Source organism: Allobosea spartocytisi (assembly GCF_014764685.1).
Lineage (GTDB): Bacteria > Pseudomonadota > Alphaproteobacteria > Rhizobiales > Beijerinckiaceae > Allobosea > Allobosea spartocytisi.
In genome coordinates this window covers 144,527-165,397 of the sequence record NZ_JACXWY010000007.1, presented here as the reverse complement: position 1 = coordinate 165,397, position 20,871 = coordinate 144,527, and the positions used below count along the sequence as shown (strand labels likewise).

At 66.4% G+C, this 20,871-nt stretch carries 18 protein-coding genes; 9 read left to right on the top strand and 9 right to left on the bottom strand.

The window, feature by feature from the left end; translation table 11 throughout:
• Positions 1–260 precede the first annotated feature (260 nt).
• Positions 261–1,328 carry an LLM class flavin-dependent oxidoreductase gene (locus tag IED13_RS13665; RefSeq protein ID WP_191124491.1) on the bottom strand — a complete coding sequence of 356 codons (1,068 nt, stop codon included), beginning with the start codon at positions 1,326–1,328 and terminating at the stop codon, positions 261–263.
• Positions 1,328–1,954 (bottom strand): GNAT family N-acetyltransferase, encoded by a 627-nt coding sequence (locus tag IED13_RS13660; protein WP_191124490.1) that lies wholly within the window; start codon positions 1,952–1,954, stop codon positions 1,328–1,330. The genes IED13_RS13665 and IED13_RS13660 overlap by 1 nt, the downstream gene beginning before the upstream one ends.
• A 439-nt stretch (positions 1,955–2,393) precedes the next feature.
• Between IED13_RS13660 and IED13_RS13655 the strand changes: the two genes are divergently transcribed.
• On the top strand, positions 2,394–3,587 hold the full coding sequence (locus tag IED13_RS13655; RefSeq protein ID WP_191124489.1) for a hypothetical protein: 1,194 nt from the start codon (positions 2,394–2,396) through the stop codon (positions 3,585–3,587).
• Between the two features lie 31 nt (positions 3,588–3,618).
• On the opposite strand, the gene IED13_RS13650 is transcribed toward IED13_RS13655, so the two are convergent.
• Entirely contained in the window at positions 3,619–5,208 is a 1,590-nt protein-coding gene (locus IED13_RS13650; protein ID WP_191124488.1) for an ABC transporter substrate-binding protein, read from the bottom strand.
• Positions 5,209–5,298: 90 nt separating this feature from the next.
• Positions 5,299–6,159, bottom strand: a complete 861-nt coding sequence (locus IED13_RS13645) for a DMT family transporter (protein WP_191124487.1) — start codon at positions 6,157–6,159, stop codon at positions 5,299–5,301.
• Positions 6,160–6,271: 112 nt separating this feature from the next.
• On the opposite strand from IED13_RS13645, the gene IED13_RS13640 reads away from it, so the two are divergent.
• Positions 6,272–7,702 carry an aminotransferase-like domain-containing protein gene (locus IED13_RS13640; RefSeq protein WP_191124486.1) on the top strand — a complete coding sequence of 477 codons (1,431 nt, stop codon included), beginning with the start codon at positions 6,272–6,274 and terminating at the stop codon, positions 7,700–7,702.
• Between the two features lie 112 nt (positions 7,703–7,814).
• Here the strand turns inward: IED13_RS13640 and IED13_RS13635 are convergent, their stop codons facing one another.
• Positions 7,815–8,021 (bottom strand): hypothetical protein, encoded by a 207-nt coding sequence (locus tag IED13_RS13635; protein WP_038360733.1) that lies wholly within the window; start codon positions 8,019–8,021, stop codon positions 7,815–7,817.
• 383 nt (positions 8,022–8,404) lie between these two features.
• On the opposite strand from IED13_RS13635, the gene IED13_RS13630 reads away from it, so the two are divergent.
• From IED13_RS13630 to IED13_RS13605, 6 genes are all read left to right on the top strand, one after another.
• Positions 8,405–8,575, top strand: a complete 171-nt coding sequence (locus tag IED13_RS13630) for a hypothetical protein (RefSeq protein ID WP_191124485.1) — start codon at positions 8,405–8,407, stop codon at positions 8,573–8,575.
• A gap of 53 nt (positions 8,576–8,628) precedes the next feature.
• A complete protein-coding gene (locus tag IED13_RS13625; protein WP_191124484.1) occupies positions 8,629–10,254 on the top strand; it encodes an amidohydrolase in 1,626 nt (541 codons plus the stop codon).
• A gap of 118 nt (positions 10,255–10,372) precedes the next feature.
• Positions 10,373–11,956 carry an ABC transporter substrate-binding protein gene (locus IED13_RS13620; RefSeq protein ID WP_210323617.1) on the top strand — a complete coding sequence of 528 codons (1,584 nt, stop codon included), beginning with the start codon at positions 10,373–10,375 and terminating at the stop codon, positions 11,954–11,956.
• A gap of 244 nt (positions 11,957–12,200) precedes the next feature.
• Positions 12,201–13,136 (top strand): ABC transporter permease, encoded by a 936-nt coding sequence (locus IED13_RS13615; protein ID WP_038360738.1) that lies wholly within the window; start codon positions 12,201–12,203, stop codon positions 13,134–13,136.
• Positions 13,137–13,145: 9 nt separating this feature from the next.
• On the top strand, positions 13,146–13,967 hold the full coding sequence (locus tag IED13_RS13610; RefSeq protein ID WP_112763000.1) for an ABC transporter permease: 822 nt from the start codon (positions 13,146–13,148) through the stop codon (positions 13,965–13,967).
• Between the two features lie 10 nt (positions 13,968–13,977).
• Positions 13,978–14,934 (top strand): succinylglutamate desuccinylase/aspartoacylase family protein, encoded by a 957-nt coding sequence (locus tag IED13_RS13605; RefSeq protein WP_191124482.1) that lies wholly within the window; start codon positions 13,978–13,980, stop codon positions 14,932–14,934.
• A gap of 15 nt (positions 14,935–14,949) precedes the next feature.
• On the opposite strand, the gene IED13_RS13600 is transcribed toward IED13_RS13605, so the two are convergent.
• Positions 14,950–15,246 carry a hypothetical protein gene (locus IED13_RS13600; protein ID WP_051987658.1) on the bottom strand — a complete coding sequence of 99 codons (297 nt, stop codon included), beginning with the start codon at positions 15,244–15,246 and terminating at the stop codon, positions 14,950–14,952.
• Positions 15,247–15,368: 122 nt separating this feature from the next.
• The gene (locus IED13_RS13595) at positions 15,369–16,565 is read right to left on the bottom strand and encodes a hypothetical protein (protein ID WP_191124481.1); all 1,197 of its coding nucleotides are present in this window, start codon (positions 16,563–16,565) and stop codon (positions 15,369–15,371) included.
• A 259-nt stretch (positions 16,566–16,824) separates the two neighbouring features.
• Here IED13_RS13595 and IED13_RS13590 point away from each other — a divergent pair, with 259 nt between their 5' ends.
• A complete protein-coding gene (locus IED13_RS13590; protein WP_191124480.1) occupies positions 16,825–17,112 on the top strand; it encodes a hypothetical protein in 288 nt (95 codons plus the stop codon).
• A 47-nt stretch (positions 17,113–17,159) separates the two neighbouring features.
• On the opposite strand, the gene IED13_RS13585 is transcribed toward IED13_RS13590, so the two are convergent.
• Positions 17,160–19,148: an ATP-binding protein gene (locus IED13_RS13585; RefSeq protein WP_191124479.1), complete on the bottom strand. Its 1,989-nt coding sequence runs from the start codon at positions 19,146–19,148 to the stop codon at positions 17,160–17,162.
• A gap of 8 nt (positions 19,149–19,156) precedes the next feature.
• Positions 19,157–20,683, bottom strand: a complete 1,527-nt coding sequence (locus IED13_RS13580) for an acyl-CoA carboxylase subunit beta (RefSeq protein WP_191124564.1) — start codon at positions 20,681–20,683, stop codon at positions 19,157–19,159.
• Positions 20,684–20,871: the final 188 nt, after the last annotated feature.

The window sequence follows — 20,871 nt, the reverse complement described above, 5'->3', positions numbered from 1 at the left end:
GTTGACGCGGTGCAAGCTGCTCCAGCAAATCCCGCGAATGACCGAACCGAAGCGCGATCAATACTGTCATCTTTCCCTTCGGAACCGTTTCCGTCAATGAAACCGCATTCCAAAGATGGCGGCTCGCGGAGGCCAATCCGCCAAAGGACGATGGCTGACGAGCAGTTTTTTCGACTGGACCTCTCAAAACCCTCCAGCCACCGAAACGCCTCGATCATCGCGCGTCCGAACGGACGCGAGAACGACGATCGATCCGGTTGTCATAACAGCGGGAGCAACTGGCTGCCCTGCCGCGCGATCTCGCTGAGGTAGGGCGTGTCGGACAGGATGAAATGGGTGATGCCGAGATCGCGGTACTGGCTCAGCGAGCGGGCCACCTCGATTGGCGAGCCGACGAGCCAGGTCGTACCGGCTCCGCCTCCGCCCACACGTCCCGGCGCGGTATAGAGGTTGTCGTCGAGCACCTCGCCGCGCAGGTGCAGATCGAAGAGCCGTTTCTGGCCCACGGCGACGGCGCGGCGATGATCCTGCCAGGAGCCGCTTTGGCCCGCAGCCATGGCTGCGACCCTTGCCTCGGCATCGGCCCAGGCCTGCTCGGATGTATCCCGGATCAGCGTGGTGATGCGCAGCCCGAACTGCAGAGGCGGCAGGTCTCGGTCGAGGGTCTGGCTCAGACGCCTGAGACGCTCGATGCGTTCCGCCAGCGCCTCGCGCGGCTCGCCCCAAAAGAGCTGAACATCCGCCTCGCTTGCCGCCACATGCTCGGCTGCAGCGGACGCGCCACCGAAATAGAGCGGCGGATGGGGACGGCCTTCACGCGGCGTGATCCGCGGCATCACCGTGGAGTTGGCGAGCTGGAAATGCTCTCCGGCATGGCTCACTTTGTCCTCGGTCCAGAGCCGACGGACCAGGCGCATGAACTCCTTGGTGCGGGCATAACGTCCGGCCTGATCTCCTTCGCTGTCGCCATAGGCTGCGAGATCGTCGAGGCCGGACACGATGTTCACGCGCAGGCGACCATTCGACAGATGGTCGAGCGTCGCGGCAGCGGTCGCGAACTGGGCCGGGCGCCAGTAACCCGGGCGGATCGCGACCAGCGGCTCGAAACGCTCGGTTCGCGCCGCCAGCGCCGTGGCGAGCGTGAAGGTGTCGGGCCGGCCCCAGCCCGTGCCGATCAGGGCGCCGGCCCAGCCATGCTCTTCGAGGGCCTTGGCGTGCGCCGTCAATGTGTCGAGGCTGTTATGGTCCTGGCTGACGGTATCGCCGCGATGACCGGACTTCACGTCGTTGGGGATGTACCAGAGAAACTGCGGGCGCTGGCTCGGCATCACGCCGCAACAGCCCGATGCGCCGCCAACCGGGCCGCGATGCGCGCCTCCTGCTGGGCCTTGACCACAGCGACGCGGGCTGTCGCCTCTTCCAGGGATGCCGCAGGCGGATGGACGGGCGTCTGCCCGGCCGTACCTGCCTTGGCGCCGATATGCTTCTCGAACGGCAGGGAGCGATACAGTGCCGGGTCGACCGCCACGTCGAAGAGCGGTCGGTAACCCAGCGACAAATAGAGATTCGTCGCTTCGGGCTGGCGAAAGCCCGTCGTGAGATAGGCTCTCGTGTAGCCGAGATCCGCAGCCGCCTCTTCCAGCGCCTGCACGATGCGACGCGCCAAGCCCTGCCGTCGCAGATCGTCCCGCGTCCAGATGCGCTTCAGTTCGACGGTTTCGTCATCATGGCTCATGAATGCGCCCCCGGCGATGGTCTCGCCGTCCCGGCGCAGAAGCAGGAACTCGCCCAGCGGCGGAGCGAAAGCCTCCGGCGGATAGCGCAGGATCTCGGACCGTGCTCCGCCTGGCCGGCTGTTGGCGCCATAGCGGCCGTCATATTCGGCGATGAGCCCTTCCAGCAAAGCTTCCGCCTGAACGTCGAGCGGCGATGAACGCACGATCGCATCGGCCATGGCCTAGTCTCCATGTTGTTCGTGAGATAAATCGACCGGACCGATGGTATTCGGGAATTTCAGGCGATCAATATCGTCATAAAAATAAGAAAATGGTCCTCCGGCGTAGTGGTTTTCTGTAGATATATTTCCCGATCTCTCCTTCTGCGAGCAAGTCCGCCTACTGTGCGGTCGAACAGCAAAGCCTCTTCCGGGAGGGCTTCGCCGACGAAGCGGCTCAAGTTGGGGGATCGGCAGGCCGAAGCGCCCACGCCGCCGAGACCCGGGCTGTCTCAGAGAACCGGGGCGCTGCGGCGCGCGAAATCGGCGCTCTCCTCATCAAATTGGATGACGATTCCGCCAGCCGGTTTGGTGCCCGATGACTGGTCTGCCAGTGGGCCGTTCCGGACTTGTGCTGGTGGTTTGCGTGACTGTCCCGGCGATGCTGGGGAGGGGAGCCATGACGATCCTGTCGGGGCCGGTGGGCGTGCGCGACGGCGTGACGCAAGTCGCCAATGCGCCCGTCGACCAGCAGAAGATAATCCGGCTGCTCTGGGGCATCGATCCCGGCAACGCCGGCATGAAGGGCGTGTCGCCGCCACCCCCGGCAGGAGCCTTCAAGCGCTGCAACACGACACTCGCCGCGGCGATCCTGGCCTTCCAGACGTTCTGGGTGGAGCGCGGCGAGCTTAACCTGGCCGATGGCGTCGTCGATCCGGGTGGTCGCAGCCTGCGCAAGCTTGATGCCCTCGCAGCGGCCGGGCCGCCGGCCCCGACCCCGCCGAAACCAGACCAGCCCGGCTTCATCGACCTCAAGGTCCTGCGCTTCCAGCAGACGCTGCCGACCGTGCCGGGTTCCTTCAGCATTCCCGCGATCGTGCCGAGCAGCGTGATGCCGTTCCTCTTCGCGCCGGTCGCCCGCGAGGCGGCGCTGGTCGAGGGCAGTGCCGAGGGGACGATCTCCGAATTCCTGTTCAAGATCGAGAAGAACGGCGCGATCTTCTGGGTCGGTGCCTGCATCCCGGCCGGCACGATCGATTTCTCGCGGGCCTACATCTATTTCCATCCCGACACGATCTCGGCGAGCGACGATGCCGGCTATCCGACGTTCACGGGCCGCTGGCCGACGGTGAAGCGTTATGTCGCCGGGCAGGGGCTGCAGATGGCCGCGATGAAGACGATGCCGCTGATCGTGCCCTTCATGACGAACGCCTCGCGCTCGAACCAGCCCCGCACCAATCTCTTCGCCGATCGCGGCGTCGAAACGCTCGACGACATTCTCGCCGCGATCCAGATCACGCTCGGCCAGACGACGCCGCGCGGCTCGGTCCAGCAGGTCGGGACCTCGAGCTTCAGCTCCGGCGTCAACCATCTCGCTCGCTTCGCCGAGATGCTCGGCGGGAGCGGGCTGATCCGCGAGCAGATCGATTTCGACAGCGCCTTCATGAGAAATGCGCACAAGCTCGCGCCGAGCTTGCCCGGCGCGGTGAACTGGATGGTGACCCAGTCGCCGCCGCCTTGGGGCAAGCGCATCGGCTGGCTCTACCTGCCGCAGTCCGCTTTCCGCAACGTGCACACCATGCGCGGCGACACGCATAGCCAGATCGGCACGATGATGTTCCAGACCATGATGATGCTGAGCGTCATCCCCTGAGCCAAGGGGCGAAAAACGCAGGGATTCTGGCCTAGCTGGCTCGCCTGACGTTCCAGAAGGTCGGGAAGCTCGCCAGAACGCCTTCCAGCTTGCGGCTGAACGCCGTCGGCTGGAAATACTGGCCGAGCGGTGCATAGGGCACGTCCTCGAAGACCTGCAACTGGATCTCGGCGGCGAGGCGCTTCTTCGTCTCGGTGTCCGGCGCATCGATCCAGGCGTCGCGCAACGCCTCGATCTTCGGCGCGGTGGGCCAGCCCGGCCAGGCGGCAGCGCCATTGCCGCGCAGCGAGACATGGCCGACGGGGTCGAGGATGTCGATGCCGTTCCAGCCGGTGAAGAAGCAGTTCCAGCCGCCCTGCGACGGTGGTTCCTTCTTGGCGCGCCGGGTCACCACCGTGCCCCAGTCCATCACCTGGTAGTCGACATTCATGCCGATGCGCTTGAGCATTTCACCGGCGACCTCGCATTCCGCCTTCAGGTTGGCGAGATCGGAGACGCCGAGCAGCACGACCTTCTCGCCGTTGTAGCCGGCCGCCGCCAGCGCCTGCTTGACCTTGCCGATGTCGCGCGGCCCGTTCAGCACCTCCATGCCCGCATCGTTCGCGAAGGGCGTGTCCGGCGGAAACACCCCGACGCCGGTGCGCCAGAGCTTCGTATCCGAGCCGCCGACCGCTTCCATGAATTCCTTCTGGTCGATCGCCAGCAGCATGGCGCGGCGGATTGCCGGATTGTCGAAGGGCGGGTGCAGATGGTTCATCCGCATGATCGCGATCGCGCCCGTGGTCTCCTTGATCGCGACCTCGAGCCGCGGATTCTCCGAGAGCAGGGGCAGGAGGTCAGGCAGGGGCTGTTCCACCCAGTCGATCTCGCCGCTCTGGAGCGCGGCTCCCGCCGTCGCCGGATCGGCCAGCGTGTGCCACTCGACCCGGTCGACATGGACGATCTTCGGGCCGGCCGTCCGGCCGGGCCTGCCGTCGCCGCGCGGCCGGTAATCGGCGAATTTCTCGTAGACGGCGAGATGGCCCGACTGCCGCTCCGAGGCGACGAAGCGGAAGGGGCCGCTGCCGACCACCTCGGTGATCTGGGTGAAGGCGTCCGTGACGGCCAGCCGCTCCGGCATGATCGCCGGGACGAAGGCAGTCATCTTGGCCAGGGCGTCGGGCAGCAGCGGAAAGGGCCTTTTCAGCCTGAAGCGCAGGGTGCGATCGTCCGTCGCCGCGAGTTCGTCGGTCAGCGCCATCAGCGTCTGCCCGAAGGAGTCGCGCTTGCCCCAGCGGTTCAGGCTGGCCACGCAGTCGCGCGCCAGAACCGCGCTGCCGTCGTGGAATGTCAGCCCCTCCCGCAGCTTGATGGTCCATGTCTTGCCGTCGGCCTCGGCAAGCGCTCCCTCGGCCATCTGCGGCTGGGCCTTGTAGCTTTCGTCCTGCCCGAAGAGCGTGTCGTAGACCAGGAAGGCGTGGTTGCGCGTGACGGTCGCCGTGGTCCAGATCGGGTCGACGACGGCGAGATCGCCCTGCGGCACGAATTTGATCACGCTCCGGTCGGCGCCTCGGCCGATATTGGGGGCAGAGAGGGTCAAGCTCGCGGCGGCACCTGCGAGGAAGGAACGGCGTGTCGGCATGGCGGTCTCCCGGGCGAGAGGTTCTGCACGTCCTAGCGGGCGGCAGAGTAGCATCGCCTCCAAGCAAGCGACATGCCGGTACTTCGGTTTTCAGGCGAAGCGCTTTGCCCCTGCGACCGAGAGCACCACGATGCCGGTCGCCGCGACCATGCTCCAGGCGACGGGTTCGTGCAGCAGAAGACCGGCCAGGAGCAACCCGAAAAACGGCTGAAGCAGCTGGAGCTGGCCGACGCCGGCAATGCCGCCCAGCGCCAGCCCGCGATACCAGAACACGAAGCCGATCAGCATGCTGAACACCGAGACATAGCCGAGCCCGAGCCAGGCGGGCATGCCGATGCCGTTCCATGAGGTCGGCCAATAGAGGAGCGCGACGAGCGCCATCGCCGGCAGGGACAGAAGCAGGGCCCAGGAGATCACCTGCCAGCCGCCGAGACGACGCGAGAGTGTCGCGCCCTCGGCATAGCCGAGCCCGCAGAGCAGGATCGCGGCGATCATCAGCAGATCGCCCGCCAGCGAGCCGCCATCGCTATGGATCAGCGCGAAGCCCGCCACGGTCGCGCTGCCGAGGATCGAGAACAGCCAGAAAGCCGGCTTGGGGCGCTCGCCGCCGCGCAGCACGCCGAAGATAGCCGTGGCCAGCGGCAGAAGCCCGATGAAGACGATCGACCGTGCCGCCGTGATGTGCTGCAGCGCCAGCGCCGTCAGCAGCGGGAAGCCGACGACGACGCCGAGCGCGACGATGAGGAGGGGGAGCAGATCGCTGCGCGCCGGCGGCTTCTGGCGCAGCAGGGAGAGAAACATCCCGCCGAGCAGCGCGGCGATGACGGCGCGCGCCGAGGTCAGGAACAACGGCGAGAATCCGGCCACGGCGACGCGCGTCGCAGGCAGCGAACCGCTGAAGATCAGCACACCCAGGAGCCCGCTGCCCCAGCCCTTGCCTGCAAAACTCATCCCGCCTCGCTTTCGCAGCAGGCTTAGACAATCCGCCGGCTCCGTGACAGAAACGGTTCAATACGATTTGCGAAAACTGTATTGGTATTGAAAGCCATACGGGAAGAGCGGGATGGACAATCGTCAGCAGACGCGCACGGAAGAGGTCATGGCCGCGATCAAGGCCAGGGCTGCTGCGCGGCAACTCGCGCCGGGCGACCGGCTGCCCTCGATCCGCCGCTGCGCGGCGGCGATGAAGGTTTCGCCTTCGACCGTGGTCGAGGCCTATGACCGGCTCGCCGCCGAAGGGCTGATCCGCGCCCGCCCCGGCTCCGGCTTCTATCTCACCGGCCACGGCCTGCCGCCGCTCAGCCTGGCGCAGCCGGCGACGCCGCGGGCGGTCGATCCGTTCTGGGTCTCGCGCCAGTCGCTCGATGCCGGGCCCGATACGCTCAAGCCGGGCTGTGGCTGGCTGCCGCCGGACTGGATGCCGAACGAGGCGCTGCGGCGCGGCCTGCGGAGTTTGGCGCGGGGCGGCGACGAGATGCTCGCCGAGTATGGCAGCACGCGCGGATCGCTGCCCTTGCGCCGGCTGCTGCTCGGGCGCCTCGCGGAGGAGGGGCTGCAGCTCTCGCCGGAACAACTCCTGCTGACCGGTTCGGGGACGCAGGCCGTCGATCTCGTCTGCCGCTTCCTGCTCCAGCCGGGCGACACCGTGCTGGTGGACGACCCCTGCTATTTCAACTTCAGGGCGCTCCTGCGCGCGCATCGCCTGCGCCTCCTGAGCGTTCCCTTCACGCCGACCGGTCCCGATATCCAGGCTTTCGAGGCGATCGTGGCGGCCGAACGGCCGCGCCTCTACATCACCAACGCGGCGCTCCATAATCCGACGGGCGCGAGCCTGTCGCCGCAGGCTGCCTATCGCGTTCTCAGCATCGCGGCCGCGCAGGACATGGCGATCGTCGAGGATGAGATCTTCGCCGATTTCGAGCCCGATCCGTCACCACGCCTCGCCGTTCTCGACGGTCTCGACCGGGTCATCCGGATCGGCAGCTTCTCCAAGACGCTCTCGGCCTCGGTCCGCTCCGGCTATATCGCGGCGCGCCCTGACTGGGTCGAGGGGCTCGTCGATCTGCAGATCGCCACGAGCTTCGGCGGTCCGAGCCCGCTGGCCGGCGGCCTGATCGCCGATGTCCTGGCCGGCGGCGGCTACCGCAAGCATATGGAGGAGATCAGGCGCCGGCTCGCGCAGGCGAGGCGCGCTGTGGCGCCCCGGCTCGAGGCGCTGGGCATCCGGCCCTGGCTCATGCCGCGTGGCGGATTCTATCTCTGGTGCCGGCTGCCGGAAGGGGTGGATTCGGCCGAGCTGTCGCGCCTGGCGCTGGCGGATGGCGTGGTGCTGGCTCCAGGCAACGTCTTCAGCGTGGCGCAGACGGCCGGCGATTTCATGCGCTTCAATGTCGCGCAGATGCGCGAGCCCCGCGTCTATGAGGCGCTGGAGCGATCCCTCCTGGCATCGCGACGGTCGGACCGCCCTGCAGTTGGTGCACGGCCTGCGCCGTGAACGGTGTGGCGCATCTGCGCCGCGTCCAAAAGAGAAGGCCCGGCCTCCGTCGGGAGTGCCGGGCCTTCGTATGACCACCGCCGCATGCCTGCGAGTGGCCGCTATGGTTGGGTCAGAGCGTCTGCGCGATATCGCGGTTGCGTGCCGCGAAGCGCGCCGCCTCCTGTCGGAACAGCATCCAGGCCGGCTGGGGGCTCTCATGCCCCGGCGCCTGCATCGACATGGTGAAAGGACCCTTGTTGCCGGCAGGCTTGTCGGGGTCGATCCGGGCCGCCCGGCACATCGCGCGGGCGATCCGCTTGATTCTGTCTTCGTCCATACTCCCTCTCCGCCGTGAAGGTTCAGAGGCGGGAACGTCGAATCAGGGAGATGGGTTCCACAAAAGTCGAAAAATAAATTTATGATTATATTCAAATATTTAGGCGAAATTAGTTCGGATTTCCGGCGTCGAGGCTGTCAAGCCTTTTCCTGCCGCAGCGCAGGTCCGCGGCCGGCTCGTCGTCAGGGAAATGCCGGGTGAGCTCGGGGGTGTCCGCCGCCAAATATTGCGATCGGCACCCGAGATAATTCCGTCAAGTTCAGCATATTCACCGCTGGGGAACAAGCGGCTGCGCCCAAGGGCGTGCATGCGCGCAAATCAGTGGCGATGACGCGGCAACTCGCCAAAACTGTCAAAAAAATTGAGCAGGGAGCGGAAGGCCGATGACGCGGCGCGGGCTGATTGCCGAAGGCATGTATGAGAGGAGCACCTTCGGTGCTTCCATCACCCGCGAAGTGCCGGGAGGCGACGCCAGCGCGCGCTCGATCCGCAATGTCGAGGAGCGGCCCTCCCGCACGGCATGCCGGCCGATCTTCCCGCTCGACGACATCTGATGCTCGGCGCGCGCCGCGAAGGCGGCAAGGCCGGGGGACAACAGGAGGACATCATGGCTGTTCAGGCCGATATTGTATTACGCAACGGGCCGATTTGGTGCGGTCGCGAGGAGGGCGTGGTCGAGGCGCTGGCGATTTGGCAGGGCAGGGTGCTGGCTGCGGGCCGCAACGACGAGATCGCGCCGCTGGTGGGACCGAAGACGCAGGTCATCGACCTGAAAGGGCGGCTGGCGACCCCGGGTCTCAACGATTCCCATCTGCACCTGATCTCGCTCGGCATGACCATGGGCTGGGTCAATTCCAAGCCCGAGGCCGCGCCGACGCTGGACGCCCTGCTCGGTGCGATCGCGGCCCGTGCCGCGACGGCGAAGCCCGGTGAATGGATCCTGTCGCGCGGCTACGACCAGACCAAGCTCGACACCGGACGCCATCCCTGGCGCGAGGAGCTCGACCGGGCCGCGCCGAACAATCCGGTCATGCTGGTGCGCACCTGCGGCCATATCGCGATCTGCAATTCAGAGGCGCTGAGGCTCGGCGGCATCGACGAAAACTCGCCGACGCCGCAGGGCGGGCTGATCGAGCAGCAAAACGGCCGTCTCACCGGCTTGCTCGCCGAGAATGCCCGCGCCCCGGTGCAGGCGGCGATCCCGGCGCCGACCGAGGAGGAGCTGGTCGCGGCGATCGAGCGCGGCGGGCAATATCTGCTCTCGCTCGGCATCACCAGCTGCATGGATGCCGCCGTCGGCCAGAAGGGCGGCTTCGGCGAGATCGCGGCCTATCATCGGGCCAAGCGCGACGGGCGCCTGCCGGTCCGGACCTGGTTGACCCTGCTCGGCGACGATGGCCGCTCGATCGTGCCGCAATGCTACGACGCCGGGCTGATCTCCGGCACCGGCGACGAGATGCTGATGGTCGGCGCCGTCAAGCTCTTCCTCGATGGCTCGGCCGGCGGGCGTACCGCCTGGATGAGCGAGCCCTATCTCGGCGAGGACAAGACCACCGGCGTCTGGATGTGGAGCGATGACGAGCTGGAGCGCATGGTGCTCGACGCGCATGTGAAGGGCTATCAGCTCGCCTGCCACGCCATTGGCGATGCCGCGATCGAGCAGCTCATCACCGCCTATGAGAAGGCGCTTGCCGCCCATCCCGATCCGGACCGCCGCCACCGCATCGAGCATTGCGGCTTCTCGACCCCGGCCCAGCACGAGCGCATGGTCAAGGCCGGCATCTATCCCTGCCCGCAGCAGGTCTTCATCCATGATTTCGGCGACGCCTATATCAAGGTGCTCGGGCCGGAGCGGGCGCTGCCGAGCTACCCGTTCCGCACCTGGTTCGACCTCGGCCTGAAGCCCGCCACCGGCAGTGACGGGCCGGTCTGCGATCCCAACCCCTTCCCGAATTTCCACACCATGCTCACCCGCCAGACCTGGAAGGGCACGGTGATGGATGAGCGTCAGCGCGTCTCGATCGAGGAGGCGCTGCAGGCCTATACCGAATATGGCGCCTTCTCGCAGAAGCAGGAGAATGTGAAGGGCCGCCTCTCGCCGGGCTACCTCGCCGATGTCGCGGTGTTCTCGCGCGACCTGCTGACGGCGAGCCCGGGCGACATCCTCGGCGAAACGCGCTGCGACCTCACCATCCTCGAGGGCCGCATTGTCTATGAGCGCGCGGGGCAGTGAAGGGACGGCTGAATTTTTGGGCAGACAAGCGGCGCAGAGCCGTTAAGGTTCCATCTGGAAGCAACGACTTCGGTTTGAGCCGGAGCGCATAAACACAAAAACGGGAGGATTTTCGGTGTTGAAGAGATTTGCCTTCGCGACCGCGCTGACGCTTGCCGCCTTTGCGGCGCAGGCCCAGGAGCCGCGCCATGGCGGAACGATCCGCTTCACGGCGCCTTACGGAGCCTCCTTCGTCAGCAATGACAGCCATGTCTCGAACCAGATCCAGGACGAGATCTACGGCTATGCCCTGCACGGCATGCTCTATCGCTGGGACGCGAGCGCGGGCAAGCCGGCGCTGGAGCTCGCCAAGAGCGTCTCGGTCTCGCCGGACGGGCTGGTCTACACCTTCAAGCTGCGTGACGACGCGCTCTTCCACAACGGCCGCAAGATGACGGCGGACGACATCATCTGGTCCTACAACCGGATCATGGACGGCTCGAAGAACTACCCCGGCGCCCGCTATGTCGCCCGCATCAAGGGCGCGACCGCGGTTCAGAAGGGCGAAGCCAAGGAAATCTCGGGGCTGAAGAAGATCGACGACTTCACCCTGGAGATGACGCTGACGGACAAGACCGATCCGGGCTTTCTGTTCTACAGCGCCAACACCGCGATCCTGCCCGCCAAGGAGGCGCAGGACCCGAACTTCTTCAACAAGCCGATCGGGCTCGGGCCCTTCAAATTCGTCGAGCACGTTCCCGGCTCGCGCATGGCCTTCGAGAAGTGGGAGAAGTACTACAAGACCGGCCGGCCCTATGCCGACAAGCTGGTGATCGTCCCGATGGGCGAGGCGGCCGCGCGTGACGTCGCCTTCCGCAACAAGGAGATCGACGTCTCGATCCTCGGCTCGTCGCAATACGTCGCCTACAAGGCCGATGCCAACCTGTCCAAGGGGCTGCTCGAGGTCGCCGAGGTCTTCACCCGCAACATGGGCATGAACCCCGAGTTCAAGCCCTTCTCCGACAAGCGGGTGCGCCAGGCGATCAACTACGCAATCGACAGCGATCTCATCATCAAGCGGCTGGTCCGCGACAAGGCCTATCGCGCCGTGAGCTGGCTGCCGCTCTCCGTGCCGGCTTTCGACAAGGACGCCAAGCCCTACGCCTACGATCCCGAAAAGGCCAAGAAGCTGCTCGTCGAGGCCGGCTATCCCGACGGTTTCGAGTTCGAATGGACCGCGACGCCCAACGAGAGCTGGGGCATTCCGATCGTCGAGGCGACGATCCCGATGCTCGCCAAGATCGGCATCAAGGTGAAGGTCAAGCCGGTCGAGACCTCGGCGCTCGGCGGCGTGGTCGCGAAGGGCGACTTCCAGGCCTATATCTGGTCGAACACCTCGGGTCCGGACGCGCTGACCCAGCTCAAATGCTTCTATTCGGCGACGCCGCGCTCCTCCTGTAACTACACCGCCTTCAAGAACCCGGCCTATGACAAGCTGATCGATGAGGCTTCCGCCGAGACCGACGCGGCCAAGCAGCTCGATATCCTGAAGAAGGCGAACGCCATGCTGCAGGATGAGGCGCCGGTCTGGTTCTTCAACTACAACAAGGCGGTGCTGGCCTATCAGCCCTGGCTGCACGGGCTCCAGCCCAATGCGACGGAGCTCGCGCTCCAGCGCTATGAGGATCTCTGGGTCGACGCCTCCTCGCCGGCGGCGAAGTAAGCGAGCCTCGCCACCCGGTCCATGGGCCGGGTGGCGGAATACCTCCGTCATTCCGGACAAGCCGCGAAGCGACGCCGATCCGGAATCCATCCTTAGGCGCTGCGCTCGATGATGGATTCCGGGTCAAGCCCGGAATGACGATCTGGTTTTCGCGGTCGGCAGCACACTGGCCGGGTTTGATCATCGACCGGCTTCGGTTGGAGTGGTTCGGCCGGTTTCGTGCTGCGGCGGTCAGGAGTCCCTCATGTTGCCCTATGTCTTCCGCCGGCTGCTGCAGGCCATCCCCATCCTGCTTGCGGTCGCGGCGCTGATCTTCGTGCTGTTCAGCGTCATTCCCGGCAACTTCGCCACCAGCCAGATGGCTGACGGGCGCAGCAATGTCGATGCCGAGACCATTGCGCGCATGAACGAGCAGTTCGGGCTCAACGACCCGCTGCCGCTGCGCTTCGCGAAATATGTCGGAGGGCTCGCGGTCTTCGATCTCGGCGATTCCTTCCGCACCCGCCAGCCCGTGACCGGCGTCATCGGCGAGCGGCTCTGGCCGAGCCTGCAGCTCGCGCTTGCGGCCATGCTCTTCGCCGTCCTGATCGGCGTGCCGCTCGGCTTCCTGGCGGCGCTCAAGCCCGGAAGCTGGCTCGACACGCTCTCGATGGTCTTCGCCGTCTCCGGGTTGTCGTTGCCGCTGTTCTGGCTCGGCCTGCTGCTGATGTATGCCTTCGCGCTGACGCTCGGCTGGTTTCCGAGCTTCGGCTATGGCGACGGCAATCCGCGCTACATCGTGCTGCCGGCGATCGCGCTCGGCGTCGCGCCGCTGGCCCTGCTGGCGCGCACCGCCCGTGCCGCGGTGCTGGAGGTGATGCATGCCGATTTCGTCCGCACGGCCCGTGCCAAGGGCGCGGGCTCCTATCGCGTCCTGCGCTGGCACGTCGCGCGCAACGCGCTCGTCATCGTGCTGACCACGCTCGGTCTGCAATTCGGCTCCGTCCTGGGGCAGGCGGTGGTGGTCGAGAAGCTCTTCGCCTGGCCGGGCCTCGGCTCGCTGCTGGTCGACAGCGTCACCTGGCGCGATATCCCGGTGGTGCAGGGCTGCATCCTGACGATCGTCCTGTTCTTCCTCGTCGTGAACATCGCCGTCGACGTGCTCTGCGCGGTCGTCGATCCACGCATCAAATACAGCTAGGCGGCCCGCATGAAGTTCCGTGCCAATCTCTGGATCGGCGGCGCCTGCTTCGCAGCCGTGGTCATCGGCGGCGTCCTCGCCCCCTGGTTCGCCCATACCGACCCGGTGATGGACGCCAATCTGATGAACGCCGAAATCCCGCCGGGGTCGGAGTTCTGGTTCGGCACCGATGCGCAGGGCCGGGATATCTACAGCCGCGTGCTCTATGGCGCCCGCATCTCGCTGACCGTCGGCATCGTCTCGCAGCTCATCAACACCATGATCGGCGTCGCCTTCGGGCTGACGGCCGGCTACTGGGGCGGCTGGTGGGACGATTTCGTCAACGGCCTGACCAATATGATGCTCGCCATCCCCTCGCTCGTCTTCGCGCTGGCGATCATGGCGATCCTGAGCCCCGGCCTCACCAGCCTGCTGATCGCGCTGGGCCTGACCAACTGGTCCTTCACCTGCCGGCTGACCCGTGCCGCGACGCTCTCGGTCAAGTCGCTCGGTTATATCGAGGCGGCGCGCTCCCTCGGCTACGGCACCTTCCGGATCATGCTGACGCAGATCCTGCCAAACGTGGCGGGGCCGATCATCGTCATCGGCACGCTCGGCATGGGCGGCGCGGTGCTGGCGGAAGCCTCGCTCTCCTTCCTGGGCCTGGGCATCCGCCCGCCCTTCCCGAGCTGGGGCTCGATGCTCTCAGACGCGCGCGACCAGATCTCGACGGCGCCCTGGATCTCGATCTTTCCGGGTCTCGCGATTTTTCTGACCGTGCTCGGCCTTAACCTGCTAGGCGACGGCCTGCGCGACATCCTCGATCCGCACTCACAACTTCGCAAAGCCTGACGATAGACCTATGACCGCTCAAGACCTCATCGACCCGCCGCTCGAGACCATCCGCTTCCATGGCCTGAAGGCGGGGCCGAAGCTCCTCGTCCTCGGCGCCGTCCATGGCAACGAGACCTGCGGGCCGAACGCCATCGCCCGGGTGATCGAGGATTGCCGCGCCGGCCGTGTCGCGATCCAGCGCGGCGAGGTCACCTTCCTGCCCGTCGCCAATCCCAAGGCCTATCGCCAGAACACGCGGGAAGGAGACCGCAACCTCAATCGCGACCTGCGCGAGCGGCCGCAGCCCGGCGACAACGAGGATCGGATCGGCAACCGGCTCTCCGGCATCCTGCGCCAGCACGACATGCTGCTCGACGTGCATTCCTTCAGCGGCGAGGGCGTGCCCTTCGTCTTCTTCGGGCCGGAGGATAATCGCGGCGCGCTCGAACCCTTCCGCCATGCGGCTGCCGAAATGGCTTTCGCCGCCAGCCTCGGCGTCGATCTGATGATCCATGGCTGGCTCGACATCTATGTCCGGCTGATCGCGGCGCGCGAGCGATTGAACCTGCCGCGCCTCGCCGTGACCGAAGGCTTCGGCACGACGGAGTTCATGCGTTTCGCGGGCGGCTACGGCGTGACGCTGGAATGCGGCCGGCACGAGGATCCGGCGTCCGTCGAGGTCGGCTACAGGGCGATCCGCAGCGTGCTCGCCCATCTCGGGCTGACCGACGAGGCGGCGCCCGCCCCCGCGAGGCGCACCGTCGTCCATATGGACGATCTCGTCATCTGCGAGGCCGAGGGCGACCGCGTGGAGGGCACCTGGAAGACAGGCGACCGCGTGGCCCAGGGCACGCCGATCGCACGCCGCGCCGACGGCACCGTCGTCACCATGCCGCGCGACGGCTTCATCATCTTCCCGAACCCGAAGGCGAAGCCGGGCGAGGGCATCTGCTATCTTGGCAGCGAGAGCCGCCGCAAGGCCTGACGGCGGCGGCGCCGTTTACTGGACGATGCCGCGCTTGTTGCCGAAGCCGGGGATATAGCAGCCGCAGCTCGACCCGTAAGGCAGCGGCGGCGTCGGGCATTCGCCGCGGCCGGTGACGCAGAGATTGCCATAGGCCGGGCGATAATAGCGCCGGCCATAGCCGTAGCCATAGGGCCGGACCGGCGCCTCATCCTCATCGTCATAGGATGGCGGCGCCGGGCGGTAGGGCTCGTAATACTGTGCCCGGACCGGAATGGCGGAGAGCAACACGGCACCGAGCAAAACCGAGAGGGCGAGCTTGTGACGCGACATGGCGCTTCCTTTCCGCTGCTTCACGCACGAGACGCGTGGGCGAAGTCCTGTGGGCGGTTCTAGCAGCGTCGAGGTGAACAGGGGCTGATCGGAAGGCGGCGGAAAAGCGGCGCCATTGCCTGTCAGCTTCCCGCCTTCGTCGGCTGGTCGGGCTTGGCGAGGGGTGTGCTCCGGCTCAGGTCGATCTGCTTCTGCAGCCCGAGCAGCAGGTTGAAGGAATCGACCGGGGTCAGCCCCGTCTCCTTCGTCCGGCGCCAGCCGCCTGAGGCGGTCGCGATCAGGCCCTCGCCCAGGGCGCGTTGATATTCGAGGCCGATGCCCTTCTGGTCCGAGCGGGCGTCGAGGCCGACATAGTCGTCGGTCTTGCGGCGGGCGACCAGGCTCACCGCATTGTGCTCGTCGATCCTCGCGGTCAGCTTCGCCTCATGCGCCGTCACCAGGTCGATGACCGTGAAGGGCAGCGTCGTGTCCTCGACACTGCGGCTGGAGCCGAGCTCGAGGGTGAAGCGCTGCCAGGGCAGCCGGAGCTTGGCGGTATAGAGCAGGCTGTCGACCGTCTCGAAATCCTTGTCCGGGAAGCTCGCGCGGAACGGCGACACCGAACCCTCCAGCGACGCCTCGCCGATCATGGTCGAGAAGAACAGGTTCGGCTGCAGCCGGTTATGGTCGCGACGGAAGCCGATATAATCCATGCCGTTGACATAACGGACCTGCGCCGCGCTGAACGAGACGCCGATCTCGGTCTGCCCGGCTTTCCAGGCGATGCCGGTCGTCCCCGACAGCGTCGTGAAGTTCTCGTCCGAGGGCAGGAAATCGCCGAGATTGAACACGTTGCGCTCGTTCAGCGCCGTGACGCGGGCCTCGCCGCTGGCGAAGAGGCGGAAGGGGCCGAGTGCGTGGTCGATGCGCTCGCGCCAGGCGAGGCTGCTCTTGCGGCGTGACCAGCTCTGCTCCGCGCTGGCGGCCAGCGAGGACTGGATCACCGTGGCTTCGCCGAGGGTGATGCCGTGCTTCAGGGTCAGGGAGTGGCTGCGCGCCGCGGCGAGGTTGCGTGGGTCGTACTGCGTCTCCACCAACGCCAGGTTGAGGCCGTAGCCGTCCTGGATCGTGCCGTTGAGATAATCCCAGGTTGCAAAGACGGTGGCGACGGGGCTGCCCTTCTCGCCTTCGACGCCGGAGGGATTGCTGTCGAAACCGCCGCGCAGTCCGACGATCGCGACCGAACTCTCCGCGCTTTGGACAGTGTTCTCTGCGCTAAGGGCCGCTCCTGCGCCCGATAGGTGCAGGGCTATCATCGAAAACAGCGCAATATTTTTCATATCGCCCTCAATTTTCGACGTATAGATAGATGATTATGCTTAATAAAGTGTATATGAGTGAATTTATACGTACTGATCGGCGTATGAAGTGGGCCTTGTGAAAGAAATTAGTATTTATTGTATTCACGACATCGCTGCGTGGCGCAATGTTAACGCTAGCAAGTATGGTTAATGAATGGATAAGGTTGCCGCTCCGATAAAATGCAACTTATACGTGCTTCATCGCTTCGATCCCCGGAGCGACAACTGGGAGAGTGATATGAAGTACGCGCTTGTACTCGCTACGGTTGCAGCTTTCGGCATCTCGCCTGCCATGGCCGGTGGCCGCGGCGGTGGCTCCTTGCTGGGTGGCGTCCTGGCCCCTGTGACGGCGGCCGTCTCCGGCATTCAGGTCAATGCGCTGAACAATGTCAGCGTGCTGAGCGGCAGTCCGATCGCCAGCGGCAACAAGGTCGGCATCATCGCGCCGGTCAAGGCGATCGTCAGCAAGAACGGCATCGTCGGCGGCCTGCTCGGTGGGCTCGGCCATGGCTGCGGCTGCAACTGAGCCGCGCTTCGGGAGGAGGGAGATCCGTCCCTCCTCCATTCGCGGCGTCAGCCCGGCGTAAGCGCGATCAAAAGCTCGCCCGCCGCCGCCGTCATGCCCGGCTTGGCCGCGACCCGCGCCACGATCCCTGCCGCCGGGCTCTTGAGATCCATGAAGAGCTTCATCGATTCGAGCACGGCGACGACCTGTCCCGCCGCGACGCTGTCACCCTCGCGGACATGAATCGCGGCGACGGTTCCCGGCATGGTCGCGCGCACTGCGTCGCCGGCGCCGCCGGAAGCCTCGCGCGCTGCCGCCTCCGCGGCGACTGCGAGCGCGATGCCGATACGCCCCTCGAACGCCCCCCAGCGCAAGGAAACGCCGGCCTCGTCCCGGACCGCATCGACCGTCAGGCGCTGGCCGTCGAGCGTCACCCTCCATCGGGTCGGATCGGCGCCGACCGCGACCGAGACCTCCGTGGCCCCATCTTGAGTGACGACGCGGAAGACGTCGCCCAGGCTCTCGATCTTGATCCGCTTGCTGTGCTCGCCATGGGTTAGCGCGAGATGGCTCGCGCCGGGCTTTCCGGCCGTTCCGAGCAATCGGAAATCGGCCAGCGCTCCCCAGGGGCCTGCCATTGTCGGTTTGAAACCGGCGAGCCAGATCGCGGCAGCCAGCGCGTCGCGCGACGGCCTGTCTTCGGCGCCCGGTCGCCAGCCGCCCGGCCAAGACTCGCCAATGAACAATGTCGTCGCCTCGCCCCGCGCGAAGACCGGATGGCGCAGCGCATCGACCAGGAAGGGGCGGATCGTCGCCGGGCCGAGCACCGTCATATGGTCGAGGCTGTCGGCAAGGCGGCGCCGCGCCGCATCGCGATCCGGGCCATGGGCGATGATTTTGGCGAGCATCGAATCGTAGAAGGGCGAGACCGTGCTGCCGGTCTCGACACCGCTGTCGATGCGCACGCCCTCGGGCTCCCGCCACAGCGCGATCGTCCCGGTGTCGGGACGGAAGCCTTCCTCGGCCCGCTCTGCCGTCAGCCGCGCCTCGATGGCGTGGCCGGTGCAGGTGATCTCGTCCTGCCGGCGTGGCAGTGTTTCGCCGGCGGCGATCCAGATCTGCCATTCGACCAGATCGAGCCCTGTGATCGCCTCGGTCACGGGATGCTCGACCTGAAGCCGGGTGTTCATCTCGAGGAAGAACACCTCCTGCGTCACAGCATCGACGAGAAACTCCACGGTGCCGAGATTGTCATAGGAAATAGCGCGGGCAAGCTTCAGGGCGTGACCGTGCAGCGCCGCGCGGGCTTCCGGCTTGAGATTGGGGGCCGGCGCCTCTTCCAGCAGCTTCTGGTTCGAGCGCTGCACCGAGCAGTCGCGCTCGAAGAGATGGACGATGTTGCCGCGCCTGTCGCCGGCGACCTGCACCTCGACATGGCGCGGCCGTGTCACGAATTTCTCGATCAGCAAACGCCCATCGCCGAAGGCGGACTCCGCTTCGCGGCTCGCGGTCGCGATGGCAGCGTCGAGATCGGCCTCCGCCTCGACCTTGCGGATGCCCTTGCCGCCGCCGCCGGCCGAGGCCTTGACCATGACGGGCAGGCCGATGCGCAGCGCCTCGCGCTTCAATGTCTCGGGCGATTGTTCGGCGCCGTCATAGCCGGGCACGCCCGGCACGCCGGCGTCGCGCGCGATCTGCTTGGAGCGGATCTTGTCGCCCATCGCCGCGATGGCACCGGCGGAGGGGCCGATGAAGGCGATGCCGTTCGCCTCGCAGGCGGCGATCAGGTCGAGCCGCTCCGACAGGAAGCCGTAGCCCGGATGGATCGCCTGCGCGCCCGTCTTGAGCGCGGCATCGATGATGCGGTCGGCGCGCAGATAGGAATCACGCGCCGGGGCCGGGCCGATCGGGACGGCCGTGTCGGCGAGCCGGACATGCAGCGCGTCTTTGTCGGCGTCGGAATAGACCGCGACGGTGCGGATGCCGAGCTTGCGGCAGGTGCGGATGATGCGGCAGGCGATCTCGCCGCGATTGGCGATGAGGATTGTGTCGAACATGGCGCCGCTCACATCCGGTAGACTGGCCGCGGGCCGGTATCGCGCGCCTCGCCCGCCGAGAGGGCAAGGCACAAGCCGAGCACGTCGCGCGTCTGCTGGGGCTCGATGATGCCGTCGTCCCAGAGCCGGGCGGTGGCGTAATAGGGATCGCTCTGCTCCTCGAACTGGGCGCGGGTGCGCCTGTCGAGTTCGGCGATGGCCGCCTCGTCCGCGGCGCCCTTGAGCGATTGCCGGCGCAGCTCCGTCACCACGGTTGCTGCGACCTCCGGGCTCATCGTCGCGATGCGGGCATTGGGCCAGGAGAACAGGAAGCGCGGCCTGAAGCCGCGACCGCACATGCCGTAATTGCCGGCACCATACGAACCGCCGATCAGCACGGTGTATTTCGGCACCCGCGCATTCGAGACCGCATAGACCAGCTTGGCCGAATGCTTGGCGATGCCGCCGCGCTCGGCCTCGGTGCCGACCATGAAGCCGGTGATGTTCTGCAGGAACAGGAGCGGGATCTGGCGCTGGTCGCAGAGTTCGATGAAGTGGGCGCCCTTGATCGCGCTTTCCGAGAACAGCACGCCGTTATTGGCGAGGATGCCGACTGGATAGCCGTGGATATGAGCGAAGCCGGTGACGAGCGTCGCGCCGTAATCGGGCTTGAAGGCGCTGAAGGCGCTGTCGTCGACCATGCGCGCGATCACCTCGCGGACGTCATAGGGCCGGCGCAGATCGGTCGGCACGATGTCGGTGAGTTCAGCCGCGTCGAGCTTCGGTGCAGCGGGAGCCTGCGGCGGCGGCGTGACCTTGCCGATCTCGCCCAGCGCCCCAACGAGCTCGCGCAGCTTCGCCAACCCCTCCATCTCGGTCTGGACGAGGTGGTCGCTGACGCCGGAGACCAGCGTGTGCATCTCGGCTCCGCCCAGCGTCTCGCCATCGACGACCTCGTGGATCGCCGCCTTCACGATCGGCGGGCCGCCGAGATGGATGCGGCCGGTGCCCTTGACCATGATGACCTGGTCGGAGAGTGCCGGAATATAGGCGCCGCCAGCCGTCGCGCCGCCAAAGACGATCGAGATCTGCGGGATGCCCGCCGCCGACATCCGGCACTGGTTGTAGAAGGAGCCGCCGAAATGGTCGCGATCCGGGAAAACGCGGTCCTGCTCCGGCAGGAAGGCGCCGCCGCAATCGACGAGATAGAGGCAGGGCAGGCGATGCTCTCCGGCGATCTCCTGTGCTCGGAGGTGCTTCCGCACCGTCTCGGCGAAGAAGGAGCCGCCCTTCACCGTCGCGTCATTGGCGATCAGCACACAGGCCCGTCCCGCGACGATGCCGATGCCGGTGACGATGCCGGCGCCCGGCACCTCGTTGCCATAGAGCCCGTAGGCGGCGAGCGGCGAGAGTTCGAGGAAGGGCGTCTGCGGGTCGAGCAAGAGGTCGATGCGCTCGCGCACCATGATCTTGCCGCGGGATTCATGCCGCGCGCGCAACTTTTCGCCGCCCCCCTGCGCGACGAGGCCGTGACGCTGGCGCAACGTCTCCAGCATGGCTGAGAGCGGGGGAGGGGGCGTCGCGGTTTGCGATGCTGTTTCAGGCACAGGCGCACTCCTCCAAGGTCGCCGTCATTCCGGGCGCAGCGAAGCGGAGGCCCGGAATCCATCGAAGGGCATTGTGCGCTACGATGGATTCCGGATCGGCGCCGCTGTCGCGGCTTGTCCGGAATGACGGGGCCGTC